This window comes from Microbacterium sp. 77mftsu3.1 (assembly GCF_900100525.1).
GTDB classification, from domain to species: Bacteria; Actinomycetota; Actinomycetes; order Actinomycetales; family Microbacteriaceae; genus Microbacterium; species Microbacterium aquilitoris.
The window spans coordinates 163,797-188,538 of record NZ_FNCR01000006.1 but is presented as its reverse complement, the minus strand read 5'-3'; the positions used below and the strand labels follow the sequence as shown (position 1 = coordinate 188,538).

The 24,742-nt window shown below is 67.2% G+C and carries 42 protein-coding genes; 36 read left to right on the top strand and 6 right to left on the bottom strand.

Annotation, left to right across the window (positions count from 1 at the left end; translation table 11 throughout):
- The 7 genes from BLR68_RS15830 to BLR68_RS15805 all read left to right on the top strand — a co-directional run bounded on the left by BLR68_RS15830 (position 1) and on the right by BLR68_RS15805 (position 2,689).
- Positions 1 to 594, top strand: coding sequence for a hypothetical protein (locus tag BLR68_RS15830; RefSeq protein ID WP_018186036.1), 594 nt, complete (start codon positions 1 to 3; stop codon positions 592 to 594).
- Positions 594 to 1,094: a hypothetical protein gene (locus BLR68_RS15825; protein ID WP_018186035.1), complete on the top strand. Its 501-nt coding sequence runs from the start codon at positions 594 to 596 to the stop codon at positions 1,092 to 1,094. The genes BLR68_RS15830 and BLR68_RS15825 overlap by 1 nt, the downstream gene beginning before the upstream one ends.
- On the top strand, positions 1,087 to 1,413 hold the full coding sequence (locus tag BLR68_RS15820; protein ID WP_018186034.1) for a hypothetical protein: 327 nt from the start codon (positions 1,087 to 1,089) through the stop codon (positions 1,411 to 1,413). Before BLR68_RS15825 ends, BLR68_RS15820 begins: the two co-directional genes overlap by 8 nt.
- Entirely contained in the window at positions 1,406 to 1,630 is a 225-nt protein-coding gene (locus BLR68_RS15815) for a hypothetical protein (protein WP_143015804.1), read from the top strand. The genes BLR68_RS15820 and BLR68_RS15815 overlap by 8 nt, the downstream gene beginning before the upstream one ends.
- Positions 1,623 to 1,832, top strand: a complete 210-nt coding sequence (locus BLR68_RS17775) for a hypothetical protein (protein WP_143015803.1) — start codon at positions 1,623 to 1,625, stop codon at positions 1,830 to 1,832. Before BLR68_RS15815 ends, BLR68_RS17775 begins: the two co-directional genes overlap by 8 nt.
- Positions 1,832 to 2,065, top strand: a complete 234-nt coding sequence (locus BLR68_RS15810; RefSeq protein WP_018186032.1) for a hypothetical protein — start codon at positions 1,832 to 1,834, stop codon at positions 2,063 to 2,065. Before BLR68_RS17775 ends, BLR68_RS15810 begins: the two co-directional genes overlap by 1 nt.
- Positions 2,066 to 2,200: 135 nt before the next feature.
- Entirely contained in the window at positions 2,201 to 2,689 is a 489-nt protein-coding gene (locus BLR68_RS15805) for a hypothetical protein (RefSeq protein ID WP_018186031.1), read from the top strand.
- A gap of 55 nt (positions 2,690 to 2,744) precedes the next feature.
- On the opposite strand, the gene BLR68_RS15800 is transcribed toward BLR68_RS15805, so the two are convergent.
- Positions 2,745 to 3,320: a hypothetical protein gene (locus BLR68_RS15800; RefSeq protein ID WP_143015802.1), complete on the bottom strand. Its 576-nt coding sequence runs from the start codon at positions 3,318 to 3,320 to the stop codon at positions 2,745 to 2,747.
- Positions 3,321 to 3,512: 192 nt separating this feature from the next.
- On the opposite strand from BLR68_RS15800, the gene BLR68_RS15795 reads away from it, so the two are divergent.
- The 9 genes from BLR68_RS15795 to BLR68_RS15760 all read left to right on the top strand — a co-directional run bounded on the left by BLR68_RS15795 (position 3,513) and on the right by BLR68_RS15760 (position 9,559).
- The gene (locus BLR68_RS15795; protein WP_018186029.1) at positions 3,513 to 4,010 is read left to right on the top strand and encodes a hypothetical protein; all 498 of its coding nucleotides are present in this window, start codon (positions 3,513 to 3,515) and stop codon (positions 4,008 to 4,010) included.
- Complete coding sequence (locus BLR68_RS15790; RefSeq protein ID WP_018186028.1) at positions 4,007 to 4,402, top strand: hypothetical protein; 396 nt, start codon at positions 4,007 to 4,009, stop codon at positions 4,400 to 4,402. The genes BLR68_RS15795 and BLR68_RS15790 overlap by 4 nt, the downstream gene beginning before the upstream one ends.
- Before the next feature lie 51 nt (positions 4,403 to 4,453).
- Positions 4,454 to 5,371 carry a hypothetical protein gene (locus BLR68_RS15785; RefSeq protein ID WP_026302785.1) on the top strand — a complete coding sequence of 306 codons (918 nt, stop codon included), beginning with the start codon at positions 4,454 to 4,456 and terminating at the stop codon, positions 5,369 to 5,371.
- Positions 5,372 to 5,551: 180 nt separating this feature from the next.
- The gene (gene dut, locus BLR68_RS15780) at positions 5,552 to 5,998 is read left to right on the top strand and encodes a dUTP diphosphatase (RefSeq protein WP_018186027.1); all 447 of its coding nucleotides are present in this window, start codon (positions 5,552 to 5,554) and stop codon (positions 5,996 to 5,998) included.
- 119 nt (positions 5,999 to 6,117) lie between these two features.
- Positions 6,118 to 7,248: a hypothetical protein gene (locus BLR68_RS17770; protein WP_143015801.1), complete on the top strand. Its 1,131-nt coding sequence runs from the start codon at positions 6,118 to 6,120 to the stop codon at positions 7,246 to 7,248.
- Between the two features lie 84 nt (positions 7,249 to 7,332).
- Positions 7,333 to 7,935 carry a hypothetical protein gene (locus BLR68_RS15775; RefSeq protein ID WP_091362314.1) on the top strand — a complete coding sequence of 201 codons (603 nt, stop codon included), beginning with the start codon at positions 7,333 to 7,335 and terminating at the stop codon, positions 7,933 to 7,935.
- A 49-nt stretch (positions 7,936 to 7,984) separates the two neighbouring features.
- Positions 7,985 to 8,503, top strand: coding sequence for a hypothetical protein (locus tag BLR68_RS15770; protein WP_018186025.1), 519 nt, complete (start codon positions 7,985 to 7,987; stop codon positions 8,501 to 8,503).
- A gap of 24 nt (positions 8,504 to 8,527) precedes the next feature.
- The gene (locus BLR68_RS15765; protein ID WP_018186024.1) at positions 8,528 to 8,995 is read left to right on the top strand and encodes a hypothetical protein; all 468 of its coding nucleotides are present in this window, start codon (positions 8,528 to 8,530) and stop codon (positions 8,993 to 8,995) included.
- A 108-nt stretch (positions 8,996 to 9,103) separates the two neighbouring features.
- A complete protein-coding gene (locus BLR68_RS15760; RefSeq protein ID WP_018186023.1) occupies positions 9,104 to 9,559 on the top strand; it encodes a hypothetical protein in 456 nt (151 codons plus the stop codon).
- A gap of 205 nt (positions 9,560 to 9,764) precedes the next feature.
- On the opposite strand, the gene BLR68_RS15755 is transcribed toward BLR68_RS15760, so the two are convergent.
- The 3 genes from BLR68_RS15755 to BLR68_RS15745 are packed head-to-tail and all read right to left on the bottom strand — an operon-like array spanning position 9,765 to position 11,868.
- A complete protein-coding gene (locus BLR68_RS15755; protein WP_018186022.1) occupies positions 9,765 to 10,421 on the bottom strand; it encodes a hypothetical protein in 657 nt (218 codons plus the stop codon).
- The gene (locus tag BLR68_RS15750; RefSeq protein WP_018186021.1) at positions 10,418 to 11,095 is read right to left on the bottom strand and encodes a hypothetical protein; all 678 of its coding nucleotides are present in this window, start codon (positions 11,093 to 11,095) and stop codon (positions 10,418 to 10,420) included. Before BLR68_RS15750 ends, BLR68_RS15755 begins: the two co-directional genes overlap by 4 nt.
- A 50-nt stretch (positions 11,096 to 11,145) precedes the next feature.
- Entirely contained in the window at positions 11,146 to 11,868 is a 723-nt protein-coding gene (locus BLR68_RS15745; protein ID WP_018186020.1) for a hypothetical protein, read from the bottom strand.
- Positions 11,869 to 11,894: 26 nt separating this feature from the next.
- Here BLR68_RS15745 and BLR68_RS15740 point away from each other — a divergent pair, with 26 nt between their 5' ends.
- From BLR68_RS15740 to BLR68_RS15655, 18 genes are all read left to right on the top strand, one after another.
- Entirely contained in the window at positions 11,895 to 12,275 is a 381-nt protein-coding gene (locus BLR68_RS15740) for an aminoacyl-tRNA hydrolase (RefSeq protein ID WP_018186019.1), read from the top strand.
- Between the two features lies 1 nt (position 12,276).
- Entirely contained in the window at positions 12,277 to 12,675 is a 399-nt protein-coding gene (locus tag BLR68_RS15735; protein WP_018186018.1) for a hypothetical protein, read from the top strand.
- On the top strand, positions 12,672 to 13,004 hold the full coding sequence (locus BLR68_RS15730; RefSeq protein ID WP_018186017.1) for a hypothetical protein: 333 nt from the start codon (positions 12,672 to 12,674) through the stop codon (positions 13,002 to 13,004). The genes BLR68_RS15735 and BLR68_RS15730 overlap by 4 nt, the downstream gene beginning before the upstream one ends.
- Positions 13,005 to 13,059: 55 nt before the next feature.
- Positions 13,060 to 13,545 (top strand): hypothetical protein, encoded by a 486-nt coding sequence (locus tag BLR68_RS15725; protein WP_018186016.1) that lies wholly within the window; start codon positions 13,060 to 13,062, stop codon positions 13,543 to 13,545.
- Positions 13,532 to 13,843 carry a hypothetical protein gene (locus BLR68_RS15720; protein WP_018186015.1) on the top strand — a complete coding sequence of 104 codons (312 nt, stop codon included), beginning with the start codon at positions 13,532 to 13,534 and terminating at the stop codon, positions 13,841 to 13,843. The genes BLR68_RS15725 and BLR68_RS15720 overlap by 14 nt, the downstream gene beginning before the upstream one ends.
- 11 nt (positions 13,844 to 13,854) lie before the next feature.
- The gene (locus tag BLR68_RS15715; RefSeq protein WP_018186014.1) at positions 13,855 to 14,298 is read left to right on the top strand and encodes a hypothetical protein; all 444 of its coding nucleotides are present in this window, start codon (positions 13,855 to 13,857) and stop codon (positions 14,296 to 14,298) included.
- Entirely contained in the window at positions 14,298 to 14,711 is a 414-nt protein-coding gene (locus BLR68_RS15710) for a hypothetical protein (RefSeq protein ID WP_018186013.1), read from the top strand. Before BLR68_RS15715 ends, BLR68_RS15710 begins: the two co-directional genes overlap by 1 nt.
- Before the next feature lie 39 nt (positions 14,712 to 14,750).
- Positions 14,751 to 15,239 (top strand): hypothetical protein, encoded by a 489-nt coding sequence (locus BLR68_RS15705; protein WP_018186012.1) that lies wholly within the window; start codon positions 14,751 to 14,753, stop codon positions 15,237 to 15,239.
- A complete protein-coding gene (locus BLR68_RS15700; RefSeq protein ID WP_018186011.1) occupies positions 15,239 to 15,661 on the top strand; it encodes a hypothetical protein in 423 nt (140 codons plus the stop codon). Before BLR68_RS15705 ends, BLR68_RS15700 begins: the two co-directional genes overlap by 1 nt.
- Before the next feature lie 17 nt (positions 15,662 to 15,678).
- Positions 15,679 to 16,092, top strand: a complete 414-nt coding sequence (locus BLR68_RS15695) for a hypothetical protein (protein WP_143015800.1) — start codon at positions 15,679 to 15,681, stop codon at positions 16,090 to 16,092.
- 15 nt (positions 16,093 to 16,107) lie between these two features.
- On the top strand, positions 16,108 to 16,350 hold the full coding sequence (locus BLR68_RS15690) for a hypothetical protein (RefSeq protein WP_018186009.1): 243 nt from the start codon (positions 16,108 to 16,110) through the stop codon (positions 16,348 to 16,350).
- On the top strand, positions 16,347 to 16,853 hold the full coding sequence (locus BLR68_RS18025; RefSeq protein WP_018186008.1) for a hypothetical protein: 507 nt from the start codon (positions 16,347 to 16,349) through the stop codon (positions 16,851 to 16,853). The genes BLR68_RS15690 and BLR68_RS18025 overlap by 4 nt, the downstream gene beginning before the upstream one ends.
- A gap of 20 nt (positions 16,854 to 16,873) precedes the next feature.
- Positions 16,874 to 17,185, top strand: a complete 312-nt coding sequence (locus tag BLR68_RS15680; RefSeq protein WP_143015799.1) for a hypothetical protein — start codon at positions 16,874 to 16,876, stop codon at positions 17,183 to 17,185.
- 11 nt (positions 17,186 to 17,196) lie between these two features.
- A complete protein-coding gene (locus tag BLR68_RS15675; protein WP_018186006.1) occupies positions 17,197 to 17,922 on the top strand; it encodes a hypothetical protein in 726 nt (241 codons plus the stop codon).
- Positions 17,919 to 18,317, top strand: a complete 399-nt coding sequence (locus tag BLR68_RS15670) for a hypothetical protein (RefSeq protein WP_018186005.1) — start codon at positions 17,919 to 17,921, stop codon at positions 18,315 to 18,317. Before BLR68_RS15675 ends, BLR68_RS15670 begins: the two co-directional genes overlap by 4 nt.
- Positions 18,318 to 18,380: 63 nt before the next feature.
- Positions 18,381 to 18,848: a hypothetical protein gene (locus tag BLR68_RS15665; RefSeq protein WP_018186004.1), complete on the top strand. Its 468-nt coding sequence runs from the start codon at positions 18,381 to 18,383 to the stop codon at positions 18,846 to 18,848.
- A complete protein-coding gene (locus tag BLR68_RS15660) occupies positions 18,845 to 19,291 on the top strand; it encodes a hypothetical protein (protein WP_018186003.1) in 447 nt (148 codons plus the stop codon). Before BLR68_RS15665 ends, BLR68_RS15660 begins: the two co-directional genes overlap by 4 nt.
- Positions 19,292 to 19,500: 209 nt before the next feature.
- The gene (locus BLR68_RS15655; protein ID WP_018186002.1) at positions 19,501 to 19,872 is read left to right on the top strand and encodes a hypothetical protein; all 372 of its coding nucleotides are present in this window, start codon (positions 19,501 to 19,503) and stop codon (positions 19,870 to 19,872) included.
- A gap of 3 nt (positions 19,873 to 19,875) precedes the next feature.
- Here BLR68_RS15655 and BLR68_RS15650 read toward each other — a convergent pair whose 3' ends face one another.
- Positions 19,876 to 22,329: a helix-turn-helix transcriptional regulator gene (locus tag BLR68_RS15650; protein WP_018186001.1), complete on the bottom strand. Its 2,454-nt coding sequence runs from the start codon at positions 22,327 to 22,329 to the stop codon at positions 19,876 to 19,878.
- Positions 22,330 to 22,513: 184 nt separating this feature from the next.
- Complete coding sequence (locus tag BLR68_RS15645) at positions 22,514 to 23,014, bottom strand: hypothetical protein (protein WP_018186000.1); 501 nt, start codon at positions 23,012 to 23,014, stop codon at positions 22,514 to 22,516.
- A 258-nt stretch (positions 23,015 to 23,272) separates the two neighbouring features.
- On the opposite strand from BLR68_RS15645, the gene BLR68_RS15640 reads away from it, so the two are divergent.
- Complete coding sequence (locus tag BLR68_RS15640; protein ID WP_018185999.1) at positions 23,273 to 23,860, top strand: hypothetical protein; 588 nt, start codon at positions 23,273 to 23,275, stop codon at positions 23,858 to 23,860.
- A 21-nt stretch (positions 23,861 to 23,881) separates the two neighbouring features.
- Positions 23,882 to 24,736 (top strand): hypothetical protein, encoded by an 855-nt coding sequence (locus BLR68_RS15635; protein WP_018185998.1) that lies wholly within the window; start codon positions 23,882 to 23,884, stop codon positions 24,734 to 24,736.
- Positions 24,737 to 24,742 lie beyond the last annotated feature (6 nt).

The window sequence follows — 24,742 nt, the reverse complement described above, 5'->3', positions numbered from 1 at the left end:
ATGGCCATCACTGCCCAAGACCTCCGCCTCGACCAGACCGCACTACTGCGTGGCAAGGTCGTCACCCTCGACATGGCCGACGGGGACGACGGCCTCCTCCCGGACGGCGAGCTGTACGTCACGCTGCACGTCACGCTCGCTGACCAGCCGACCCCGCAGGTCGAACCCACACCGATCGGCGGCAGCACCTACTCGAAGGTCTACAGCGCGGCCCACGAGGTCGAGTCAGAGCGTCCCCTCGCCGAGCGCACCCGGTACGGGCACGACGTCGCAGCGGACGCTGTCGCATCGCACGCCCTCCTGGACCTCATCATCGCGATGGAGGAGTCCGACCCCGCCGAGCACCCGTTCGCGGGTCTTGATGAGATGGTCGCCTTCATCCGTGACCGCGCGCACCGCGTCGATGGTGCCCTCAGCTCCACCCTCGCTCGTCACGAGGCGACCCACGACGTCGTGAAGACGATGACGCCGGCGTACGCCGCATGGGTCAGCCGGAACTCCCCCGCCGTGAAGCGCCGCCTCGAGGACTTCGTAGACGAGCAACTCGCGCAGGTTCTGCTCGCCCACTTCCACATCAGCGAGAAGACCGGCTGATGGGCCTCGCTGGCCGGTTCTGCTACGCACCGGCTCCCCAAGCCGTCGACATCGGGAAGTGCGTCCTCGACTTCCCCCACCCAGGCCAGGACCACCGGACCTCCCGCGGTCGGACGTGGGAGCATGGCGGCCACGGTGCCGAGGGCGACATCATCGACGTGGCCTTCGACATGGGCGGGAACGAGCTCCTCCACCGCGTCGCCATCACGCTGATGGTGGCCTTCGGTCGCGCCGAACCCGGAAGCGACATCTCGAAGTACCCCGTCTCCGTCGTCGCGACGTTCGCCGACATGGCCCGCTCTGTCCTCGCCGAGTACAGGGTCGAGGACCGGCTCCCGGTGACCCACATCCCCTCTCCCGACGCATGCGCCATCTGCGGTGAGGGCTACCGGTTGCACGGCACCGCGCATGAGTTCACCGAACCGTCCGCGCAGCAACAGGACGAGCGACGCCGGTCACGGCGTCGCCAGAACCAGGAAAGGGCAGCCCTCAGTGCCTGACACGACCCCGAAGGTCACACTCACCGCGTTCCAGCGACGCGCTCTCGAAGCGATCGCCGCAGCCGGCGAGCGGGGCCACACCGGCCGCTCTCTCGCGCAGGAGCTGTGGCCGGACTCCCCGGCGTGGGACCGGCGCACCCGCGGCCGCAACGAACGCAACGGCGCCATCGGCGGGACGATGCCCATGAAGGGCGGCCGCGCCGCTCGCACCCTCGACGACCTCGGCCTGGTCCGTATCGAGGACACCGAGTGGCACCAGCCGTTCTTCAAGATCACCGCCCGCGGCCGCGAACTCCTCGCTGAGCGTTCCGATGACTGATGGGTTGACCCCGCGGCAGGAGCGAGACCTCATCCTCGCAACGAAGCACCTCGCGAACGCGATGAAGGCGTTTCAGCGCGCAGGGGTCCCCGCGGGGCAGAACGCCGAGAGCTGGCAGTTCCTCGTCGCGCAGGGCGAGCGTGCTGCGTGCGAGGCCTCCGACCGGCTCATCGACGGGCTCGAAGAGCACGACCGACGGCGAGCATCCGATGAGTGACGGGCATCTCACTGAGGGCCAGCGCTCCTACTTCGAGACGCTGCGGACGCTGGACCACGATGGGCGCCTCGAGCGACACATCGTCGCCGCGATCGCTGGCCTTGACCCCAACCGTCCCCCGCGAGCTCCTCGCGTGAGCTTCTGGCGTGCAGTGTGGCGCGGCCTGCGCCGTGGCGTCCGCCGTGGGCTCGGGATCCGGTGATGGCGAAACTCACCGCAGCGCAGAAGGCCGACGTCGAGCACCTGACGATGGTCTTTGCCCGTTCCTTCCCCGGCTGGAACGAGGACACCAGCGAGCCCGCCGTCGACGACCCCACCCACCGCGCGGCCCTCGAAGCGCACTGGGAGAAGGTGAACGCCACCTGTATCCGCGAGGGCCGGCGGCTCGCGAAACTCGCTGTCCGCGCTGGCTACGGCCGCGACCTTGGAACCTGACGATGAGGCGTGTTCGCTTACTCGAACACGGTGACGATGTTCGCTTCAGCGAACCTCGCAATGTGCCGTCTACCGCACAAGGCAGGATGTGACGTAGATCGCACAGGACCCGGGCGCGCCTCGTACATGGAGGGCATGGCAGCTTTGACCGCAGAGAACCGCAACGCACGCGAGAACGCGCGCTCACGCACGAACGGCCAGTTCGGGAAGCAGGACAACTCCGAGCCCGAAGTGTCCCTCGCCCCCGCCGCACGGCCTGTTCGTCCGTCCTGGGCGGACCCGTACCGCGTAGGCAGCCGCCACGGTCAGAACGACCTGTACATCGACCTGCACGAGCTTTCAGAGCGCGCCATCAACGGCGAGCTGCCGGCCGAGCAGCGGGCTATCGCGATCTCGAACCAGGCGTACACACTCCTGGACTACTCCCAGCTCGAGGAGCGTTGCGAGAGGTCCATCCAGACCCTCGGCGACCAGCGCGGCTGGGACGAGGAAGAACGCGAAGAAGCGCGGGGCGCGTGGTTCTCGGGTTACGCGCACCCGGAGTACGGCCCCCTCGCCTACTCCGGTTTCCCGGGCGACTTGGCCAAGCGTCCGGTGGCGCCCACCAAGAAGAAGCGTCGCTGACCCGATGGTCTGGCCGAGCTTGCGAGCGACCTCCCCCGAGTAAGGGCGGTGTCAGTCAGAGCCCGAACTTCGGGAACTCGGTGGTGATGACGCTATCGAAGGTGCGGTGGAGCTCGCTTTCACGATCGTCGTCCGTCAACTGGCTCATGGTGTCGCGGACGTTCGCCCACGCCCGAAGGACATTGTCCTCTGAACGCGCCTGCCGAAAGAGCACCGCCAGGTTGTAGTGCACCGCTGCCGAGAGACAGAGAATCCGCCCGAGGACAGCGCTGCGGTGATGGCTACCGTCGTACAGGCCCTGCAGCTCACCCAGGGTGCTGGCTGCCTCAACCAGGACCGTTTGAGCGTCGTGAACGCGCCCCTCATCTGTGAGGAGCGCCCCATAGCTCAACAGGTGACAGGCGAGTGCATCACCGGCTTGAATACGGCGCAAGTTCACGAGCTCTCGGGCGCGACCGATGTCCTCTCCAGGTCGTGCGTTCGCCTCCATCAGAGGCCCAAGGGCACTCACCTGGGAGCGCGCCATGGAGATGACGCTGACCCTGGACTGCTCACCCATCGAGTCTCGTCCGTGAACACGCACCAGACGGGACTGGAACGGGTCGGTCGCAATCGGGCTCGGAGTTTTCATGACTGGATGCTAATGGGCTAGGCACGCGTATAGCGCGGGCCGCCTGGGACCGCGCATAGCTATGAGGTGACCCCTACCGCTGACAGCCCTCACCGCGTCCACAACCACGGCCTTGACTGGTGCCCGGAGCACACCCTCCCGGGCGGCGAGATCCGCGGTGAGTGCGTCATAACCCCTGAGGAGCGTGCCCTCGTGGCTGCCAACAAGAACGACACCGATGTCATCGCCGACCAGCTGGTCGCCATCCTCGTCCCCGAACCCCCGGTCACCCCGGCTCGCAGCGCCGCGCACGGCGCCGTAGTGAGCGTCCTCGCGAGCATCCCCGCTGTCCGTATCGGGACCCCAGTCGCCGGTCGCTCGAAGGTGGACATGCTCGCCGCTACCGCCCTCGAGGAGGGTGTCATCACCGGTGAGGTCCTCATCCTCATCGCCGAGGCTGCGATCGCCGCTGCCCCGAAGTCGCCACAGGCCGAGCTCGACGCTCAGGACGCGCGGATGTACCGCAACGCACAGGACGCCATCGAGTCGGTCCACCACCACTTCGCCTGCTACACCCGCTCATCGCACAGCCTGACGAACCAGGCGCACCACCTCATCGAGCTCTCGAACGGTGTCGGGGACCTCGCGTCCTTCCACCACAGCTACGACGAGAACAACGGCACCCTCGGCTGGGAGCGCGAGGACGCGTGAGCGGCCCCGCCGAGTGCACGCACGAGGAACACTGGTACAGCCGGTCGTTCTGCGAGGAGCCCTGCGGCCAGCAGCACTACTACTGCCGGAACAACGACTGCGGCGCGATGCTCGGTGAGTGCGCCAACTTCGACAGCGTCCCCTTCCCGGCCCCGGCGATGTGCTCGGCCTGTGACGAGGAGTACGCCACGACGACGTGCGGCGTCCCCTCTCACGACTGCGCGCTCTGCGCGGGCTGCCGGGACGTTCTCGACGGCCGTGAGTACACCGGAGTTGGAGCGCTGTTCAACGCGGACCTACAGGCCGTCGACCCCGGCTATGCCTCACGCGAGGACTGGGTCATCCCGGACCCGCACACCATCGAGCACGTCCGCCCCGTCGGCCAGCGCTGACGCTCGTGTTCCGTCGGGCGGTGACGCTACTGTGACCAGCGGGGGTAGTTCATGAAGGAAACGTCCTACGGACTGGGGTTCGTCCAGGTCATGTTCATGATGGCGATCATCGCGATCGTCGCGTACATCGCCATGTGGGTGGCCGTCGGGCTCTGCGCCCTGTGGTTCCTCTGGTACCTCGGAGAGGCGTTCAGCTCACAGGCTCAGACGACCGCAGAACCTGCGCCGGCGGTGCAGGTCCCTGCGGTCTACGTCCCGCCACAGATGCCGGCCGGGGTCGCCCCGCCCTTGACGCCGCCACCGCCGCTTCCAGCCAGTCCTGCAGCGCCCGCGCTCGGTGCGGCGCCGCGGCCGCAGGTCAGCTGGCCCATGCTCATCGCGCCGCTAGCCGCCGGCGGCGCAATGCTCGCCATCCTGCTGGAATGGCCTCCCGGCGTGAGCCTGTGGCTCGGCCTCATCGCACTTGGGCTCGTGGCTGCTTCCTTCTTCATCCCGCGACCCGCGAGCAACGAGTTCCGTCTCGGTGTCAGGCTTGTCGCGGCGTCCGCAGCCGCCGCCGTCATCTTCACCGCGATCACGATGTACAGCGACCGCCCCGTGCCCGTGGTCTCCGAGGACTACGTCCACACCGGCTCGGCCACGACGATGGAGGAGGCATGGCTGAACGCCGAATGCCTCGAGGGGACCACCGCGGACCAGTACGAGATCCCATGGATCCTCGAACAGAGCGACGACGCCTTCCTCACCGGCGCCTGCATGATCGACGACGAGCAGGAGCAGATGACCGCGTTCATCCTGTTCGGCAGCGTCGATGACCTGAACCGGGCGATCGACAACGGCGACATCACGCTCGAGCGTGACGCCCTCGGCCAGCACCCGTCCTTCACCACGGACGGCCTGCTCCTGAGCATCAGCACCGACGTCTACGGCACCAACCACGCCTACGAAGACTTCCGCATCGACGACTGACCCCGCATAGGTGAGGTACCCCCTGCCGGGGCGCGCGCCTTGCCGTAATCCACGCGATGGATCGGCCCAGGTCGGAAAGCGCGCCGACCACACAAATCGTGCCCCGGCGGGGGCGTTCCAGCGCGCATAGGGCCTTCGCCCGGCCGACCGGTCCGGCACCCGCGACCTGAAGGCCTGCCCATGACCTCCGAGCTCCGCTTCGAGCTGCTCTCCCCCACCGCCACCGCCCCGTCCCGCGCACACGCGACCGACGCCGGGTTCGACCTCCACTCCGATGAGGACCTCATCATCGGCGCCGGCGAACGCACCCTCGTCCGCTGCGGCTTCGCGATGGCGCTCCCCGAGGGATACGCCGGTCTCGTCTGCCCGCGCTCGGGCCTGGCCGGCAAGAGCGGCATCACCGTCCTGAACGCCCCCGGTGTCATCGACGCCGGCTACCGCGGCGAGACGAAGGTCATCCTCGTCAACCACTCGCAGGTCCCGTTCCAGGTGAAGGTCGGCGACCGCATCGCGCAGCTCGTCATCACCCCGTTCATCGCGCCGACGTTCGTGGAGGCGAAGGTGACCGAGGACGAGACCGACCGGGGCCTGAACGGCTTCGGGTCGACCGGCGTAGCGACCGCCTGACGGCGACGCTCGACCCGTCTCCCTGCGACCTGCCCGACAATGTCGGGCAGGTCGCTTTGTTGTGGACCACGTTCAGGTCGGGGCCGCGCATGAGATGGGAGGACAATACAACTCGGTCGATGGAGAAGAATGAAGATTCTGAAAAGAAGTATGTAGCGGCGATCGCCGCCTTGGCCATCATGACGATGACGCTATTTAGCGTGACGCCGGCACACGCAGCACAACCCGACGGCACGGTGACGCTCGAGCGTCCCATCGTCAAATGCACGGAGCTTTCCTCTGAGGAAATCGACTACAGCACAATCCTTGGGCTGTTGCAGTCAGGGCCACTCGACGACATCAGAGACGTCATTAAAGCGCACCTCATCAAGGCGGCATCAAGCGGCGGAACGGCATTTACGCCTACTACTCACTTGAACGCGTTCGAAGCACAGCTTTCCTGGCCTGAGGTCGATGGAGCAACCGGCTATTTGGTTCGGGCGCCGTACGCGAGCGACACCGCTCCAGTCGATGCCTACCCGACTTGGTCTCCCTCCGGCGAGATCAGACACACGCTGGCACCTGATGGCGTCAGTCCAATGCCCCATTCCTACTGGTGGGACCAGGGCGGCTACACGCACCTTACATTCTACGTATTCGCGGTAAATCCGGCCAAGGGTCTCAGCTCCGAGCCCGCTATTGTCCACATTCGAGTGACCAGCAATGTGGCAAACCCCGACCTAGGGGACCCGTTGGCAAACAACTACGTCCGCATGCCAGCGGCAACCTGTGGACATGATGGTGCCGAACCAAGGCAGGTTGCACTCCCTGCTTCGGCCGAGCCCCCGTTCCCCACCATGGTGACACCTGAACCCGAACCTGTGCATGAGAATGTCATCTCTTGTGAGCCATCACCCAATGACCCAAATGCAGTCGACGTGCTTTTCCGGATGCCTGGGATATTGCCCGGTGAGCTTAACCCTATGGTGCGGGTAGAGGCAGACTACACATCGACAGAACCAGTAAGGTTTATATACGATAGGCGTAAACCGGAGATTGAGGCGCAAGCCCGATATACTCCCAACCCTTGGAATCATTATCCGCAAATTGCGGGGAATGTTCCGTTCGTGGTCACGATGAAACTCGTTTCGGGAGATAACCCTGCCCACGTCTACGGTCGAGTGACTCTTCGAATAACGCCATATTCCTTTGGCCAGGGTACCTTTATCCCGCCCGTGACGACCTGCCTCGGTTTCGCCCGGCCGGACTAGTCGGGGCACTGAGGGCCGGGGCACTTGCCGCAGGGTGGAGGGTGACGAACGCCACGTTCCACCTCTCACCCCCTGGAGTCATTCATGCCCCGGCCCACTCGCCTCGCTCTCGCCGCGATCGCCCTCAGCGTCGCGACCGCCGCACTGGTGGCCTGCACCGCGCAGCCTGGACCGGCTCCGTCGCCGACTCAGACAGCCAAGACCTACGGCGTCCCCAAAACCGCCGCCGAAGCTCAGGTCACCCTGCTCGAACTGCTCGACGAGGGCCTCGAACAGTTCGGGGGCGCGTTCACCGTCACCCAGGCCCGAGTCGTCGGCTGCACGACGAATAGCCTCGAGCCGGGCTTGAGCTTCATGCTGTCGGCCGCTGGGAAGACCCATCAGCCGAGCACGGAAGTCCTCGCGAACGTCGCATCCCGGTGGAACTCCCTCGGTATGCCTGCGTCGGTCAGCGAGATTCGCGGCTACCCGGAGGCGCAGAGCGTGAGCCGGATGAGCTTCGCAGCGGTTGGGCCACTGCTGGAGGCGAGCGCCAAGTGGGAGGCCACCGAGCCGGCCTCCGGGACCCCCGAGAACGCAGGGAAGTACACGATGTTCGGTGTGTCCACCTGCGCCGTCGGTGACTTCGAGGACCACAAAGAGTTCGAGAACCGACGCGGTGACAGCGAGCTTTCTCACGCAGAGTGACACCCGGCGCGCATAGGGGTGGTGTAGGACCCCGTCGATTGGAGCCCCGATGACCTCGCACACCGTCCGCCCGTTCGTCTCGCGCGCGAAGGACGCGGCCCGCTCCGCCTTGGTCTTCTGGTGCGCCGGTCTCGTTGGCACGACCGTCATCATCCTCGTCCTGACTATCGGGCTGGGGCTGCCGCTCGCGTTCATCATGGCAGTGAAGTCGCTTCCGCTACTGGTCGGTCTGTGGGTCTCATTCCTCGTGTACGCACCTCTCGTCGACGGATGGCTGGTCGATGCGAAGCGGAAGAAGCGAGTCGCGGTCACCGCGGTCACCGCAACCACGTTCACCGGCTTCGCGGCCTCCCTCATCTACATGCTGGGCGGCCCGCTCGGGTTCTTCGACCTCGTCGGCACTGTGTTCTTCATGACCGTCGCTCTCCTCGGTGGCCTGGCGTTCGAGCGTGGCGCGCGCCGACGCCGGAAGGCTCGGAAGGCGGAAGCTCGGCGGAAGGACGCGGCCGCCGCGTTCGAGAGTGAGCTCGCGCAGGCCGACGTCAATTCGGTAGCCGCCGCCCGCTGACGCCACGGCGCGCATAGGGCCGACATGTCCGGTCTCCCCCGCCCCACTGTCGTCCTCCGCAGCCGCCGTCTGGCGCTGGCCATGTCCTCAGGGTTCTGGTCCTTCGCGGTCACCTGGGCGCTGTTCATGGTGGTGGTCGTCACGCCGGTCATCGCAGCGCCCGTGGACGCGCTCGTGCAGATCGTCGCCCTCATCACCGCGCTCATCGCCGTGCTGTTCCCGCTCGCTGTCGTGATGCATCTGCTGGCCACGGGTACATCGAAGCGGCTCATCCCGGAAGCGAAGCGACGGATCCTCGAGCCGCTGCTGAGTGCTGTGCTCCTCACCGGCTCCACCGCGCTGGGCGGCGCGTTCATCCTGGGCGCGCGCTACCCGCAATGGCAGTTCCCGGAGTTCGTGGCGTGCGTCGCCGCTGGTGCGATCGCCGGCTGGTACATCGCGAACGGCATCCGCCGGCGCCAGGAGCGCAAGGCCGCGCGCGCAGCGCGATGACCGCAGGGTAGAGGGCACATCCAGCCCTCGGAGTCTCCATACCCAGCGGTGCAAAACGTACCCCGATGCGGCTAGCTAGATACGTTTTGCACCGTCGGAACCTCACGCATGAGCACCCCTCGCCTGTTCAGCTACTCCACCCACGCCGGCACTCCCCTGCACCAGGCGACGACCATCTGGGCGGGCGGGCTCATCGGCACATCCGCGCTCCTGCTGCTGCTCACCTTCGGCTTCGGCTGGCCGTTCGTGGTCGTGCTCGGGCTCTGGGCGCTGCCGTTGCTGCCGCTCCTGTGGCTGGCGACGTACGCCGCCCGTCCCATCGCGATCAAAGCGATGCCAGGGTGCGACACACCGTCCCGCCGGCTCCTGACTCTCACGCTGACCGCCCTCATCGTCGGGCTGGTCACTGCGCTCGTGACGAGCTCGTTCGGGTTCATGCCCGGCACGTTCGGCGCCGCGCTGTACCTCACCATCGGGGTCCTTGCTGGCTGGGTGAGCGACGAGGCGACCAGGCGCCGGCAGGCCCGACGCGATGCTCTCGCACCACGTCCGCTCACGCTCTGACCGGACGTGCCGCAGGGTATGTGTCGTACACCAGGGAGGTCAGCCATGCGCAGCACGTATCGTCACCGCGTCGCGACGCTTCCTGGTGTCGTCCGCCCCTCGGCCACACCGGCGCGCACCCGGTAATCCCTTCCTCGACTGGGCTGCTTCCCTCAGCACGCGCAGCCGGTGTGGCCGAAGGGGCGTTGACCCCAAACGCCTGTGTCTACGCTGCCGCGGCTGCGGCTCGCACCTCGGCGAGCTTCTTGTCGAGCGCGCGGCGAGCGCGGACGAGCTCGTGGTGTTCCTCGTCGGCAATGACGGCGGCGAAGTGCGGGTTCGTGTCCTCGCCGGCCTTCGCCTTGACGAGGCGCTCGAGAGCAGTGTTGAACGTGCGCGAGGCGCGCTGAGCCCACTGCACCTGCTCGCTGACGGCGCCGGTCTCCTTGATCGTCATGTGAGGGATCGGCCGGGCGGCGTAAGCCTGTTCGATGAGCGGTGCGAGCATCTCAGCGCGCGCGTCGAGCAATGCGACCTCGTGTGCGTCGGTCTCACGCGAGTGGCGCTCGTGGTGCGGGAGGCGTTCGGCGCCGTGGCGGAGGAAGATGCGGCCTACGATGCCCTTCCTCGTCCGGAGGACGTGGATGTCAGCCGGGTGGTAGGCGGTAATGGTTACGTGCACGTGCTCTTCGAAGTCGTCCGTGCTGAACAGCACCGTCCCGGTCGCGAGCTCGTCCTCTGTGAGGAGGGTGTCGTTCACGTCGAAGGTGTCCTTGGCTTCGATGCCACCGGCACGCTTCTCTCGGACGATCGCGAGCCCGTCGCGCCGGTAGAGGCTGGCGGGAGTGTAGGCGATGACGTCGCCGGGGCGGAGGGAGGTCACGCTTCCTCGCCGGTCTCGATGGCGAACGGGTGGGAGATGGGCGACTGGATGCCGGTGGCGCGCTGCGCGGCGAGGGTGCGCGCTTCGATCTCCGCTCCGGCCTGGGTCACAGCCTGTTCAGCGGCTTCGGTGACGGCGGTGACGGCGAACGCGGCGTTCTTGGGTGCGTTCTCGATGCGGTTCTTCACGGTCGCCACCGCTTCACGGATGGCGACGGCACCCTTCTTCTCGGCGATGGCTTCGGCCAGCACTTGGACGGCTGCATCGACGTCGGCCAGGGTCTTCGCGACCGCCTCCTTCACCTCGTCGAGTGCGGTGGCGATGCGGGGCGTGTAGGGCAGGTCGGGGACCATGTAGTTGCTCTCGCTGGCGCGGAGGGTGACGGGAACCCCGGTGCCGAGTCCGACGGAGGAGACGAGCGCGCCGAACTGCGCCTCGGACATCTCGACCTCAGCGATGACCTTCTGGGGGTCCACCCAGTCCGTGTTGAGCTCACGGCGACGCACGGCGGTCTTGATCTGCAGCTTGACGGTGTGCTGGTGCTTGATGTCGCTCTGAAACAGCGGGCGCCCGTTGCCTTGGCTGCGGGTGACGACGGCCACGGCGAAGGCCGGGTGGTTCTCGACGACGTCCCCGTCGTTGCCTGTGACGGTGATGTTCTCGGTCTCGCGCATGGTGGTTCTCCTCTGGTCGGGGTGGTCTACCGGCTTCATGCGCGGTCCGCTCAGAAGTACGTCACGCTCTGTGAGTGCGCGGCCGCCAGTCGCGCCTGCGCCTGTCGGGTGCGTGCGAGCTGGTCGCTCCGCTCCTGGCGGAGGATCCCGTGCCCGGTCTTGTTGCCGGCGAGGTCGAGCCACCCCTCCATGTCGGCGACGTCCTGCTCCGTGATGCCGAACCGCCCACGGATGTGCTGAAACCGAGTCAGCGCCCGATCAGGGGCAGGTCGAGCGTCGACGAAGTCGAACATCGGCATCCGGTCGTCCACCCACAGGACGGGGCGGCCCTCGAACCCGCGGACGAGGTTGTAGAGCTTCCACTCCGCGGATCCGTACTGCCGACTCGGGCCAACGTGCACCATGGCGTTCGGCAGGGGCGGGATGCCGAAGACGTCGGCGAAGTAGGTGTTCGCGTGCTCCTGCCAGGTGGTCGCCCAGACGACGTCGAAGCCACGAGCGACGAGAGAGCGCACCCAGGCGATGCCGAAGAACGAGAAGGACTCGGTGGCGCGGTACTCGTCGCCCTCATCCCATGGCGGCTGCCCGTGGTAGGCCGTCGGGTAGGCATCGCGCCGGTAGGTGATGGGTGCCTCGATGAACACCGGCGCGGCCTCGTCCTCGAGTGGTCCGGCGACGCGGAGCACCCGGTCGATGTCGACGGCGACGACAGGACGGTACGGGTCGCGCGCGGGCAGGTGAATCGGCGCCGTGGGTGTGATGTCACAGCTCATGGGCGCCCTATGCGCATAGACCTCCCATGACCACCACCAGCCCCTCCCCTGCCCCGGCGGACGACCGCATCGTCGTGCGCTACAACACGAACGTCGACATGAGCCGCGGGAAGATGGCCGCGCACGTCGCCCACGCCGTCCTCACCGCCGCCGGCGTCCACCCCGGCGGGCCCATCATCGTCCTCGGCGGCAAGCCCCGCGACATCGAGCAGATGACCACCGTCATGCACGACGAGGGGCGCACCGAGCTCGAGCCTGGCACCCTCACCACCGGCACCGACTTCGTCTTCGCCTCCCGCGCCCGCCGCGAGCAGGCCACCCGCGACCTCATGCAGATCGTCGCCACGACCGACGACCCGACCATCGCGTCGCGGATCTCCGCCGCCGTCGAACTCTTGGGGGCCTGAGATGGCCGGCCAGTACAAGAGCATCCCTTCCGACCCGACGTCGGGCTACTACGAGATCGTGTCGAACCGTGAAGGCCAGCACCGGTGGGTGTGGCGCGAGGGAGGCCAAACCGAGGACACCGGTACGTGGGTCGATGACCTCCCGGCGGCCCTCCGAGAGGCTGCGCAGGACTGGGACGACAATGGCGAAGGCGGCCGACTCTCGGCCACGCTCCGCATCGCCGCCCGCCGCGCAGAGACGACCGGCGCCACCGTCGCGCCGACGCCTCCCACTGTGGAGGACGTCCGCGACCTCCTCCGCTCCGCCGCCTACGGAGAGGCCGACGGGAGCACTATCCCTGTACCGGTCGAAGACATACGCCTCATCATCGCGACCCTCGACCAGCTGCTCCCCGCATGATCGACCAGGACCAGACCCGAGAGTGGGGTCGCCGGTTCGCCGCGCACCTGTGCGCCGTCTGGGATTGGCTTCCCGACGAGCAGGAGGCGGAGATCCTCGGGATGAACGTCGCGTACGCCATGCACCACGCGGTCGCAGGTACCTACACCCGCCCTGAGTCGCTCGCCACAACGCTCCTTTGTGTCCCCACGGGGCAGGCACCTCACGAGGTATATGCACAGGCGATCGCCGACGCGCGCACCGCGGTCATCGCCGCGATGCCCGACGTCCCGGACGACGTGCTCGAAGCGCTGAACGTCACGAACCCGCACCCGGTGTACGTGCGCTAGCCGTACCGCGCATGGAGACGATGCCGGCACACTGCCGCGTTCGAGAGGACACACCATGACCATCGCCATCCCCACCATCATCGCGCTCAGCGACTTCGACGAGCCCGCTCACTCCGCAGACGAGATGTTCCGTGGCGTCGCCGCCGATTGGGGCATCTGGCCCGACGACCACCTGCCGAGCCTGTACGGCCCGGCGACGCTGAGCGAGCAGTTCGCGAGCCAGATCGGGCCCGACGAAGCGGTGGAGTACAACGAGGTGCTGGGTCTCGCCAAGCAGGTCGCCCGCTTCGCGTACGGCGATGGTGCCGGGTGGGACCCGAACTTCGACTTCGTCGTTTCCCCCGCCATTCACCGCGGGGACGCTTCTCTCCGCCAGGTCCTCGAGCGTCACGGTATCCCCACAGACCTCACCGGCGACCAGTTCGCCTCCTACCTCGGGGCGGGTAAGGCCATCGAGCTCGACCAGATGTTCGACTTCTGCCGTGAGGTCGCCCACGTCGCCTACGCCGCCGGAGAGGCCAATTACCGTGGCGACGACTGACCTCACGCACCGTCGCGCGCTGACCGCGTTCGACGTCGTCGAGCTTGCCGGCATGTTCGCCCTGACCATCGCTCGGGCGCTCACCCTCGTCGGGGCTCCTGCCGCTCTCCTGGTCGCACTCCTCGTCGGTGGGCCAAACACACTCTTCGACTCGACCTGGGCGACGGTCGCCATCGTCCTCGCCGCGGTGTACGTCACGTCGTCCGCCCTGTTCTTCGCCATGGCCCGATTCGCTGACCGCCGGATGAACCGGTGGCGTCAGCGCGCTCGCGGCAACACCACTCGCACCGCCCACTGATTGGAACCTTCATGCTCACCATCCCCCGCCCCGGACGCACGCCGCTTCGCATCTCCCTCCCCGACTTCAACAAGGGCTACCGCTGCCCCGGCTGGTCCGGCGAGGGGATGAAGTTCAACAAGGCCAACTGGTGCGACGACAACCTGCCTGACGGGCAGCGTCGCTGGGCACTCACCGTCCGTCGGGGAGCGACACCCATCGACGGCATCGACGACGCTTCCGACCTCCCCGGTTTCTGGTCCTGGCGCCTGCGCCGCACGAACTGCTGCGACACGATCGTCCTCCCCCAGGTGCTGTACATGTTCACCCCGGGCGCGTGGGTGTGGTGGGACCGCGCCTTCTACGTCGAGGGCCGGCGCTACCCCGGGCGTCTGCGTCTCGGTAGCGCGTGGCACAGCTTCCCGCTCACTCGTATCCGACTGCGCCTGCGCGCGCTCCTGAAGGGCAACATCTGATGGACTACCTCGACCTCCGCCCCCGCTTCCAGCAGGGCGAGCTGGTGATGTTCGCCGACATCGACATCTGGCTCCTCCGGGCCGGTGACCGCTTCGTCGAGTTCGACCGTGACGTCGTCCCTCGGAACCCGAGCGCCCCGCGGCGCGCCCTGTTCGGGGCGGTGCTCGACGGCGTCGAGGAGGTGCTCGAACGCCATGTCGCACAGGGTGGGTACTACGTCCTCGGCCAGACCTTCGAGCTGGGGTGGGTCGTGCTGCAGGGGCAGTCCCTCGACGTACAGTTCCTGGAATCGCCCTCTCACGAAGATTCCGGGGCTCACGTGACCGGCACCCTCGCTTTCGGCCGCAAGCGCACCTCGAAGCACGGCATCTGGGCAAGCCCCAACCGCCTCGCCCTCGAGCCCCGCAAGTGATGGTCACGGGCGGCGCCCGGCACCGCGCATGGACTCACCATGCAGACGACCTTCGCCCCTGACTCCACCGCGGAAGAACGCGAGATCGAGTACGAGCTGACGCTGGATGCCAGCGGCTCGGCCCACACCGATACCGTTCACGACGTCGCGGTCAACGCCATCTGTGGTGTGCTCGAACCGCGCGAGAGCGGACCCGCAGGCGACCTGATGGTCAACGCCGCGACCGCAGCCCTCATCGCTGGCAACGCGGCCCTGAACGCGCTCGACGACGCCGGCCACCTCATCGCGGAGGGCACGATCGTCCACAAGCGCTGGCAGGCGATGTCCGACGACGGCGAGGTCGTCACGGATGAGATGGACGAGGACCAGCTCCACGAGTGGATGACCACCCGTGGCCTCCGCGACGGCGAGCACATCGTCTACCTCCGCACCCTCTCCTCCGTCATCCCTCGGGAAGCGACCCGCCCTCAGCCGGCGCCGGTCTTCTCACCTGCGGTGCCCGGCGACATCGACGAGGTGAACTTCTGATGCCCACCCTCGATGAGCTCCGCGCCGCCGGCGAAGCACGCCTGTCCACCCTCCGACTCAACGTCGACGACGTCACCCAGGCCGACATCGACGTCATCGTCGGCTTCCTCGACTACTTCGACGCACAGCAGAAACAGGACGAGGAGGACGCCGCATTCTTGACCGACCTCCAAGCCCGCCGCGCCCGCGCTCACCTCGCCGCAGAGGACACCGCACGTGAAGCCGCGGCTGAGACGACCACCGGTGACGACATCGACCGGCTGAACACGATGACGCGCTCACGGGGCGACGTCATTGCGGCTCTCGTTGCCACACAGGCGGATGTATCGGCCGAGTTCACCGGCGGCCTGCGCTGCCCGGTGTGCGGGAACACCTCCGCCCAGTCCGACGCCCAGAACTACGACTGCACCACCGAGTGCTGACCAAGAAGGACACGAACATGAACAGCACCAGCCCCCTCCACGAGGAGGTCTCCATGTGGATGGCGACCTCGCAGGGCACGATCGAGGACCGCCGTGAACTCGAGCGCATCCTCGGCCGCTATCGCCGCCCGGACGCCGCGCTCGGCTACATCCTGGACCGCATCTCCCACGAGGACGTCCCCCTGCACGTCGCCGCCGACATCACCCAGTTCGTCTGGGAGCAGGACTATCTCGAGGCGACCCGCACCTTCGCGATCGCGACCGACCACCCCGAGGGGTGGGCACCGGCCGGCACGTTCGACACCGCCGAGGAAGCTCAGGCGCAGATCCAGCCGTGGATGCACGCGTACGTCATCGCGCGCACCATCATCGAGACCCGCGTCCCGGTCACCACCGCGCATGGAGAGATCGCGCCGTCCGTCGGCGTCTGACGAAGGGACCCCTCCATGAGCATGCTCGACACCGCCGCCGCCAACCGTTCTGCCATCGGTGAGTTCCTCGCCGCCCTAGACCGCGCCGCCGACGACCTCGGCTACGAGTACGTCGCCGAGATGGTGGACATCCCGGTGAACGACCTGCGCATGAAGCTCGACGGCGACAAGGACCTCACCCTCGCCGAGGCGAACCGCATCGCGATCGTCACCGGCGTGAACCTCCAGCTGTCCTTAGCCGAGGCGGTGCCGGCGTGACGGCGCCGCTGACCCCCGACGCACCCGCCGGGTACTTCTGGGGCACCTGCTACGCCGCCGACGACGCAACGATGTACCGTCACCGTCATCTCATCCGTATCGGCGGGCTCGATACCGCCTGCGGCGCATCCGGAACCTACCCGGAGGTGTGGGGCTCGAAGGCACGTCCGCCTAAGTGCCCGCGTTGCATCGAGAAGATGACTCCCGAGGAGCTCGGTGAGAACACGTACGCCGCTATGACAGCGCAGCGCACGGTGGACGCCCTCCGCATCCTCGCCCAGACCGTCGACATCCACCTCGGTGTGGCCGCTGCCAGCGACAACCCCGCACCCGTCCGCACCGCCGCGCTCCACTCCGCGAGGACGCTGCTGGTCGCGGCCGAGCACCCCGAGCGGGCGCGGTGGATCCTCGACCACCCGCACGACCTCTTGAACGCCTGGGTGGCGGGCAGCGCCGAGGACAAGGCGCTCCGCCGCGGCATGGAGCACCTCGCCAGCGCATAGGGCGCCCAGGAGGCATGACGATGAAGAAGACCGCCGCGTTGACCGCGTTCATGCGAGACCAGGGGTACACACCCTTCGACGACCCGGGATTCGACGCGTTCCGCAAAGGTGACGTCGAGGTCCGGTTCTTCTGGTGGAGCAATGCGAAGCACGCTGAACGACTCGGCGTCGCGCGCGCTTCCCTCATCGTCTGTCCCGGCACCGCCGAACGTGTCGACGTTTCTCTCGTCGTCTACCCGTCGCAGGCGCAACCGCCTCGCCCCTGGACAGAGGTGACCGCACAGGTCGCCGACATCCTCGCAACGCACGAAGCCACCCTTCACACCGCCTGATTGGAGATGACGTGGGCTACCCCGTCACCATCGACGAGCAGATGCTCGTCTCCGCCGTCCGCTACGCGCTCGGCCGTTCGACCTACATCACCAGCATGACCGCGGACGCTGTCCGGGCGGCCTGGGTCGACCTGTCTCGGAACGCCCGAGCGATCATCCAGCGCGACCTCTACACCGAACTCGAAAGCGCCAAGGCGCTCGAGACGACCGTCGGAATGGCGACGGACCATCGCGAATGGGCGACGCTCTACACCGACATCCTCCGCGGCGACCTGAACCCCGAGCGCCCCCGCCACCCCGCCCAGGACGACCCCGCCTCCTACGGGCTCCCGACCGACGCGGAGCTTGACCGGCTGCTGACCTTCCACGGGACGCCCCGGGAGCTCATCGAGTACGCACGGTCACTATGGAACGGTGGTGCCGGCTGCCAGATCGAGCACGTCGAACGCTTCCGGACGCCGTACGTGCGTGTCGCCTTCGTCACAGGTGGATTCAGCGGATGCGAGTCCGTCATCGACACGCTCAACCGCACACTCGCGTACATGTTCGCCTCCAAGTGGGAGAAGGGCGGGTACTGGGAGTTCGAGTTCTCCGAGACCTCATGGAACTCCGACAAGCCGTGGGACTGGGCGATCCTCCCGCGCGGCGTCGACACCCTCCCCGACCGCGGACCGTACGCCGAGGTTCGCGACCGGCTCGCGCGCGCCGAGCAGCAGCTCGCGGAGGTGACCGCGTGACCGGCCCCGGCCCCTTCGACAACCCGGTCGGCCTCAACTACCTTGGCGAGATCTCCGCGTTCGGCCCCTCCGAATCGGAGGCACTCGCTCTCCTCGACGCGAACGAGCCGAACGACTTGGAGCTCAGCCAGGAGCAGTACGTCCTGGCCACCGTCATCTCCGAGCTCGCCTTCCCCCACAACGCGCCGCCCGCGGCCACGGCCGTGGCGAGGTATCTCGCCGGCGCCGACGTCCCCTCGCTGCAGCGTGCCGCCTGGGCATGCATGGACAGGCTCGTGAAGAACCCGTTCGCCGCCCTGTGGCGCGGTCATCACGACGGTGGGGTCCAGATCCGGCGGCAAGCCCGCGCGCTCCGCGGCCGCCTCCACCGCGCGATCGAGCCGGACGCCGCCTGAACGTCGCACGTCAGCGCTCGCACCGCGCATGGGGAGGGCACACCACGATTTGAGGAGCCCGCCATGGTCAGCTACACCGCCTTCGATATCTTCGACTACGAGGTCGGCACGATCTTCGAATACAGCGCCGCGCGTGACTGGTGCCGTGACGGCCGGGCCGTCATCATCGAGCAGTACGGGTGCCACTTCCTGGTGGACACCTACTGGATGGACCGCGAGTCGCAGCTGACCGATGAGGAAGCCGGAGCGGCCAAGGTCGTCTTCGTCCCCTCCGAGCACCGCGAGATCCCGAGCCACCAGGTGCACGTGTACGGCGACGAGAAGGTCACCGTCATCACCCGGCAGCACGGCAGCTACACCTCCTACTTCGTCCGCGCCGACCAGCCCGAACTCACCGAGGCCGACCACTACCGTCAGATGCTCGCCGACGAGGAAGCACGCATCGAGGAGGCACGTCGCACCATCGCGGCATCCGAGCGCTCCATTGAGCGCTACCGTGCGCACCTGACGGAGCTCGAGGCGGCATCGTGAGCGTCTTCGAGCGACACGGGGTCACCATCACCCTCTCCGACCTCATCGAGATGGTTGAGGGCACCCCCGAGGACGCTTGGCAGGTGGACGTGGTCCGCTCTGAGGACGACTCCCGCAACTGTTTCTTCGGCCACCTCTACGCCTACGCCGAGAAGCAGGGCGCTCACCTGGATGTGAGCATCATCCCGGCGATCGTCCGTGAGCGCCGTCCGGAGCTGACAGCTGCCGAACACCTCGCCAACGGCGTCTGGGACTGGTTCGAGTCCGAGTGGGCATCGACGTACGCGATTTACCCCGTGAACGACGGGAAGCACCCTCGGTACCCGCAGCCGACCCCACGCCAGCGCGTTCTCGCCTACCTGCATGCGTTGGCGGCCGGTGACGAAATGACCACCATGCAGGCGATGGACTACGCAGACTGCCAGGAGTTACATAGCAACTAAGACACATAATGTGAAGAGGTTGCGCCTGTATTACTAGCCAGGTTAGAGAGATTTCTTCTCTGTTCAGCGTAGGTAGTCCCATGCCTACGCATACGGATGGCTCCATCTACGCAAAAGGCGGGGGAAACCTACGCGATTTGGGTGGCCGACCTACGCTATTCCACCGTTTTGGTCGATCAGGGGCAGATTAGAAGTGTCTAATGGTTCCTATGAGCGACACATCTTCTCTTGCCCGGGCAGTCATCCGGCGTGCAGTCGGCGCGGATTTCCCCGGCCTCGAGGAGCTCGTCGTTGACGTGATGCACCAGGTCATCCATGCGGTTCGCGAGAAGCAGATCCGCTCGGACCAGATCCGGCTCTACGCCCGCGAGACCGCCAAAGTGATGGCCACCCGTGCCTTCGCCTCGCAGCGTATGGCCGCAGTGAACGCGACAGGCCGTACCTCTACCGTAGCGGCCGTCACGGCCGCCGCCGCGCGCGTTCGCCAGGCGCACGCGATTGCGGAGCTCGATGCACTCCTCCGTGCACGTCAGCTCGCGGAAACACGGCCCATCCCCCTTCGGGAACTCGCGATCGCCTGACGATCAGCCCACACCCGCAACACGCAAGAGGTCGGCGCGCGTAGATACGCCCGCCCTCTTCATCGCCCGGCGCCCGATGCCCTCCACAGTTCGCTGCGAGAGGCTGAGGCGCCGGGCGATGGCCGGGTAGGTGTACCCGGCGATCAGGTAGCGGATGAGCTCAGACTCGCGTGGCGTCCACTTCGGGATGCCGCCGGAGAGCCGAGTGATGTCCGCCCGCGCCTCCGCCGCGTTCTCCCCTCGCTTGAGGGCACCTTCCGCGCGAGCGGTGTCCCCCACAGCCTCCCACTGGCGCGACATCCACTCCCACGCGTACGCGACGCCCACCTGCTTGCCGTGGGGCACCAGGCCGCCGAGGAATGTCTCGGCGGCGTCGAGGTCGCCGGCACTGACATGGGCGACCATCTCCCCGATCCACGAGATCGTCGGGGTGCCGTACGGGATGACGCGTTCGTGAAGCGCATCGAGGAGGGACGCGTTGGGGTGCAAGGTGCCAGCCAGCATGTACGCGCACAGCGACGAGAACCGGAACCCCTTCTCCCAGTGGGACTCGGCGAGCGCCGCAGCGACCTTGCTGCCCTCTGCCTTCCGCCCCGCTGCCGCTAGGTCGAGTGCACGCTGCCAGTCGGGGTGCATCCCCGGCAGCGGGGACTCGTAGGGCAAGCCCGCCTGGGGGATCTGGAACTCGGCGGGGATGCTGTGGCCTGCGCCCAGGTGGACGCTCGACCACCCGTTAGCGACGCCCTGCCAGATGAACGGCTCGTGGCAGGGCGCTCCGAGGTGGTGGAACTCGGTGAGCACCTGGTGGGCGCCGTTGTGGCCGCGGAGGATGAAGCTGGCGAAGCCGCACAGGTATGCCAGCGGAGCGAGGTCACCCCAGCGTTTCTCGTCCCTGGCCGCGAAGAAGCGCGTTGAGGCACGGTTGGCGACGCCCTCGAAATCGCCCTCTGCGCACTCGAGGAGGCTCACCATCACGAAGTGGTCGATGGAGGCGAGGGCGTCTTCTCCGAACGCGCCGACCATGCTGCGAGCCTCGGCGAACCGGCCGGCGCTGAGGAGGCCGTAGAAGCGAACGTGGTTGACCACGTCCGCGGTGTTCTCCATGGCGCCTTCGAGTCGCGTCGGGAGCTTGTCGATGTCGGCGGTCTTCCCTGTGACGATGCCGACGAGCGTCTCGGCGGCGACGTAGAGCGCTTCGGCGCTGGGGATCCGCATGCTGTGCTCGTGAAGTCGCTCGAGTGCGGGTTCGGGGTCGCCGGACTCGAACAGCCCGTGGAAGAGGTAGAGCTGGTCCCACCGGATGACGTCTTCATCGGAGCCTTCGAGCTCGGAGGACTCGGCGAAGAGGTCTGCGAGCTGGCCGCGGCGGGTGAGGGTCATCCCCATCGTCTCGATGAGGTCGGCGGCTGTGCCGATCGTCGGGCTCTCCTGGTACTCCTGCTGAGCCATGTCGAGGGCGCGTGCGGAGTGGAGGTAGGCCGAGCTGAGCGTCGCCGCGCCGGAGGTCGTAGAGGGCCCGGGGGCTGGTCGCGGTGCGCCTCCGAGGCCCTCCATGAGAGCGAAGCGGAGAGTGTCCTGCTGATGACGGAAGTACTCGTCCACCAGGGCGCTCCTGATGCTGACGGATGAGGAGCCCGGTTCGACACGGATGAGGTCGAGGTCTGCGAGCCGGGTGAGGTCTTCGCGGGGGACGTGCTTTGCCGCGTCGGTCACCTTCGTCGGCCCGAGGGCGGAGAGGACTTCGAGTGCGTGACGCTCCGAATCTGAGAGAGGCACGAGGATCGCCTCGACGGCCGTGAACGCAGACCTTGTCCACAGTAGATCTCCGGTCAAGCTGGCCTTATCGCCCCTCACGTCCAGCAGGTCCTCTTCGAGGGCGGCGGAGACGAGGGCGCTGGCAACGCCCACCGCCCCGCCACTCAAAGCGGCGAGGTGCACCAGGGCGGCGGGGTCCAGGGTGATGGCGAAGACGCTCTTGATGAGCTCGCGCAGGGCCGGGACGTCGAGCTCGGGGACGTCGACGGGGCGGGCCATCCGGAGCCCGGGAATCGCGAATGGCCCGGCGGCACGGCGGTCGATCCCTCGGGTGGTCAGCAGCGGCACCTCGATCTGCTGATGCACGTGCGCGAGAGCTGCCCATGTCTCGTGGTCGAGGTAGTCCCAGTCGTCCACGACGATGATGGCCGACTGGCCCTTGGCGCGCTTGGTGACCTCTTCCGCAACGCGGAAGGCGGACGTCTCTCCGAGGCCGGCGAGGCCTGCCGCTGCCAGTGGGGCGTTGCGGAGCATCGGGCGTCCGGGGACCTCCATCACCACCCATCCGATGGACTCGAAATGGCTGGCGACCCGCTTGGCGAGGGTGGATCGGCCGCTCATCCGCTGCCCGACGATGTCGACGTTCATCTGCGCGTCGATGGCAGTCAGGGCGGTGTAGAGCGGCTTGTCGTGTGTGGACATGTGTTGTGAAGCGCAGGTGCCGTCTGGGGAGGTGGGGAGTGCTGGGGCGAGCCTTACGACACCTGGCGGCGCGAGCCCCAAAGGATCCATCCAACCTCACTTTGGACATGCCCAAGGCCAACCTGGAGGGTGCGTCGGAAACGACGAAGGGCCCCGCCGAAGCGAGGCCCCACTGTCGTACGTCTCAGAAGGACTGAACCCACATGTGCCCTTGACCGAGCTTCTGCAGGGAGCCGAGGAAGGCCGCCTCGTTCGTCGGGTCGAGCCACAGCACTGCGCCCTCAGGCTTCTCCTGGTCCGTGTACGGCTGGTAGGCAGTGGTCATCAGTACGAGAGGCTCGCTGGGGTTCCAGCGTGAGATTCCCGCGTAGAGCTCCTTGTTCCGCATCGCTGCGGTCAGCTCGTCCTCCGAGAGTCGCACCCCTGCAGTAGCGAGGTCGGCCAGGATGAGCGTCTGCGCCTGTGCCGCCAGAGGTGCGAGAACGTCGATGCGGGCCTGCAGGTGCAGGTCGTCGGGGTGCTCGTCATCCAGGTCGTCGTACCCGTCGATGAGGACACCGACAACGTCGCTGAGCGAGTCGGCGAAGATGACGTCGCCGTCGGGTTTGAGCCAACCACAGATCCAGGCTCCGCCGTCCGGGTGCGCCGGCAGGCGGATGGCGTCGTGCGCAACTACTGCTACCAAAATGTCCTCCGCGGGTTCGAGTGTGAGTCCGCTATGCGTTCCGGTATACCCTGCGCTCGCTGATCCCCACATCAGCCAGACAGGGGTCGCGCGTTTGCTTCGGTCCCCAGTGCTCCGACAGTAACCGTAGCGGAAACCTCGTAGCAGCCACCTATGACACCGCCCCCTTGACGCGCGCCGCCCTCATCCTGTCGCGCATAGGCGCATCGGGTCCGACCTGAGGCCCACCCAGATTCGCCCGCCATGCGAGGGAGCCCCATGACCACGAACGACGCCACCGCCGCTGTCCCTCAGCGTCAGAAGCGCTTCACGAAGCGCGCGTGGATTGCCCTGGCTGCCGGCATCGGAGCCATCGTCGTCGGCGGCTCGCTGAGCGCCCCGGGGATCGTTGCTGACACCGCGCGCGAGCAGGCCGGCGAGAAGCTTGCTGTCGCCGAGAAGGCTCTCAGCGCCGCGCACGAGGACTACCTCACCGACCGGCAGGCCGAGACCGACGCGCGGGTGAACGCAGTGAACGTCTATTGGGATCTGCGCGACTTCGCCTCGAAGACGTCCGACAAGAAGCTCGCTGCGAGCATCGCCGAAGCGCTCCCCGACCTCGCCACGGCCGCGGACCTCGACATCAAGGGCGACGACGTCTCCGTGACCGAGCGTCCCGTCCTCGAGCTGCCCGAGGTGCCCAAGACCATCACCATCGAGGTTGTCCCCGAGCTCACCAAGACATACGAGGCTGCCGCAAAGAAGCATGTCGAAGCGAGCGCCGAGGCGAAGCGGATCGCCGAGGACATCACCGCCGAGCTCGACGCCCTCGAGCCTCTCCTGACGCAGCTCCCCAGCCAGAACTGACCGCTCGCGCATAGGGCCGTCATGACCACGACGATGCCGGCGTACAGCACCACCCACGAGATGGACGAGGAAGGCCACCCGGTGTCCCTCGTCTCCATCGACGCTCACGGCCACCTCGATTTCGAGGATGCCGAGGTGTTCCTCGCCGACGTCGTCGCCGACGAGCTCGCCACAGCAGGCTACGAGGAAGGCCCCACCTTCGGCCTGGAGGTCGAGCACCTCTGGCGCGGCACCCGACCTGTCCCAGGCTACGAGAGCGAGCAGGAGGGGTGGGTCGAGTACGTCTACTTCGCGTACGACGAAGTGGACACCATCGCCGTCACCCGCTTCCAGATCGCATCGCCCTGGGCGCGGGAAGCCACCTCACCCACCGCCCCGCGCGCGGAGCGCGACCGCAGGACCGGCAAGTTGCTGGAGGAAGGTGTGGACTCCTGGCCCGTCGTGTGTATCCACCACCCGGAGGAGCCTGCTGTCACTGGCATCCCCGAGAGCCGGTTCGTCGACCCCACCCCCGCGATCGATGGACACGTCCACTACTGCGCCCCCTGCTACGAGTTGTTCTCTAAGCGCCTGACCCTCGCCACCGCGAAGGCGCTGGCAGCCCTCCGTGCGGAGGAGTTCCTCTACGACTATGACGACGACGTCATCGCCCGTGCATTCGACTTCGCCCTCACCACCGACGACCTGCGCGCCGTCGCCGAAGGAACCGACCTCACCGGCCGGGGCCGTCGGGCGCTGACCGCGTTCTCCGAGGCGTGGAAGGGCGCGAACGGCCCCGCGATCGTAGCCACGGCCCTGCACGGCAACGGCACTCGGCAGAACCTTCACGCAGCAGACATCGCCCACCTCGTCGAGGACTACACGCCGGCGGCCTGAGGCGTC

What these genes read in the sequence shown, in the direction of transcription:
- BLR68_RS15760 (WP_018186023.1), top strand. Translation starts at nt 9,104, where the DNA reads ATGAGCACCCCTCGCCTGTTCAGCTACTCCACCCACGCCGGCACTCCC.
- BLR68_RS15730 (WP_018186017.1), top strand. Translation starts at nt 12,672, where the DNA reads ATGATCGACCAGGACCAGACCCGAGAGTGGGGTCGCCGGTTCGCCGCG.
- BLR68_RS17770 (WP_143015801.1), top strand. Translation starts at nt 6,118, where the DNA reads ATGGAGAAGAATGAAGATTCTGAAAAGAAGTATGTAGCGGCGATCGCC.
- BLR68_RS15700 (WP_018186011.1), top strand. Translation starts at nt 15,239, where the DNA reads ATGCCCACCCTCGATGAGCTCCGCGCCGCCGGCGAAGCACGCCTGTCC.
- BLR68_RS15785 (WP_026302785.1), top strand. Translation starts at nt 4,454, where the DNA reads ATGAAGGAAACGTCCTACGGACTGGGGTTCGTCCAGGTCATGTTCATG.
- BLR68_RS15805 (WP_018186031.1), top strand. Translation starts at nt 2,201, where the DNA reads ATGGCAGCTTTGACCGCAGAGAACCGCAACGCACGCGAGAACGCGCGC.
- BLR68_RS15680 (WP_143015799.1), top strand. Translation starts at nt 16,874, where the DNA reads ATGAAGAAGACCGCCGCGTTGACCGCGTTCATGCGAGACCAGGGGTAC.
- BLR68_RS15830 (WP_018186036.1), top strand. Translation starts at nt 1, where the DNA reads ATGGCCATCACTGCCCAAGACCTCCGCCTCGACCAGACCGCACTACTG.
- BLR68_RS15810 (WP_018186032.1), top strand. Translation starts at nt 1,832, where the DNA reads ATGGCGAAACTCACCGCAGCGCAGAAGGCCGACGTCGAGCACCTGACG.
- BLR68_RS15695 (WP_143015800.1), top strand. Translation starts at nt 15,679, where the DNA reads ATGAACAGCACCAGCCCCCTCCACGAGGAGGTCTCCATGTGGATGGCG.
- BLR68_RS15825 (WP_018186035.1), top strand. Translation starts at nt 594, where the DNA reads ATGGGCCTCGCTGGCCGGTTCTGCTACGCACCGGCTCCCCAAGCCGTC.
- BLR68_RS15765 (WP_018186024.1), top strand. Translation starts at nt 8,528, where the DNA reads ATGTCCGGTCTCCCCCGCCCCACTGTCGTCCTCCGCAGCCGCCGTCTG.
- BLR68_RS15715 (WP_018186014.1), top strand. Translation starts at nt 13,855, where the DNA reads ATGCTCACCATCCCCCGCCCCGGACGCACGCCGCTTCGCATCTCCCTC.
- BLR68_RS15710 (WP_018186013.1), top strand. Translation starts at nt 14,298, where the DNA reads ATGGACTACCTCGACCTCCGCCCCCGCTTCCAGCAGGGCGAGCTGGTG.
- BLR68_RS15635 (WP_018185998.1), top strand. Translation starts at nt 23,882, where the DNA reads ATGACCACGACGATGCCGGCGTACAGCACCACCCACGAGATGGACGAG.
- BLR68_RS15650 (WP_018186001.1), bottom strand. Translation starts at nt 22,329, where the DNA reads ATGTCCACACACGACAAGCCGCTCTACACCGCCCTGACTGCCATCGAC.
- BLR68_RS17775 (WP_143015803.1), top strand. Translation starts at nt 1,623, where the DNA reads ATGAGTGACGGGCATCTCACTGAGGGCCAGCGCTCCTACTTCGAGACG.
- BLR68_RS15655 (WP_018186002.1), top strand. Translation starts at nt 19,501, where the DNA reads ATGAGCGACACATCTTCTCTTGCCCGGGCAGTCATCCGGCGTGCAGTC.
- BLR68_RS15665 (WP_018186004.1), top strand. Translation starts at nt 18,381, where the DNA reads ATGGTCAGCTACACCGCCTTCGATATCTTCGACTACGAGGTCGGCACG.
- BLR68_RS15800 (WP_143015802.1), bottom strand. Translation starts at nt 3,320, where the DNA reads ATGAAAACTCCGAGCCCGATTGCGACCGACCCGTTCCAGTCCCGTCTG.
- BLR68_RS15705 (WP_018186012.1), top strand. Translation starts at nt 14,751, where the DNA reads ATGCAGACGACCTTCGCCCCTGACTCCACCGCGGAAGAACGCGAGATC.
- dut (WP_018186027.1), top strand. Translation starts at nt 5,552, where the DNA reads ATGACCTCCGAGCTCCGCTTCGAGCTGCTCTCCCCCACCGCCACCGCC.
- BLR68_RS15750 (WP_018186021.1), bottom strand. Translation starts at nt 11,095, where the DNA reads ATGCGCGAGACCGAGAACATCACCGTCACAGGCAACGACGGGGACGTC.
- BLR68_RS15815 (WP_143015804.1), top strand. Translation starts at nt 1,406, where the DNA reads ATGACTGATGGGTTGACCCCGCGGCAGGAGCGAGACCTCATCCTCGCA.
- BLR68_RS15725 (WP_018186016.1), top strand. Translation starts at nt 13,060, where the DNA reads ATGACCATCGCCATCCCCACCATCATCGCGCTCAGCGACTTCGACGAG.
- BLR68_RS15640 (WP_018185999.1), top strand. Translation starts at nt 23,273, where the DNA reads ATGACCACGAACGACGCCACCGCCGCTGTCCCTCAGCGTCAGAAGCGC.
- BLR68_RS15770 (WP_018186025.1), top strand. Translation starts at nt 7,985, where the DNA reads ATGACCTCGCACACCGTCCGCCCGTTCGTCTCGCGCGCGAAGGACGCG.
- BLR68_RS15775 (WP_091362314.1), top strand. Translation starts at nt 7,333, where the DNA reads ATGCCCCGGCCCACTCGCCTCGCTCTCGCCGCGATCGCCCTCAGCGTC.
- BLR68_RS15735 (WP_018186018.1), top strand. Translation starts at nt 12,277, where the DNA reads ATGGCCGGCCAGTACAAGAGCATCCCTTCCGACCCGACGTCGGGCTAC.
- BLR68_RS15745 (WP_018186020.1), bottom strand. Translation starts at nt 11,868, where the DNA reads ATGAGCTGTGACATCACACCCACGGCGCCGATTCACCTGCCCGCGCGC.
- BLR68_RS15740 (WP_018186019.1), top strand. Translation starts at nt 11,895, where the DNA reads ATGACCACCACCAGCCCCTCCCCTGCCCCGGCGGACGACCGCATCGTC.
- BLR68_RS15690 (WP_018186009.1), top strand. Translation starts at nt 16,108, where the DNA reads ATGAGCATGCTCGACACCGCCGCCGCCAACCGTTCTGCCATCGGTGAG.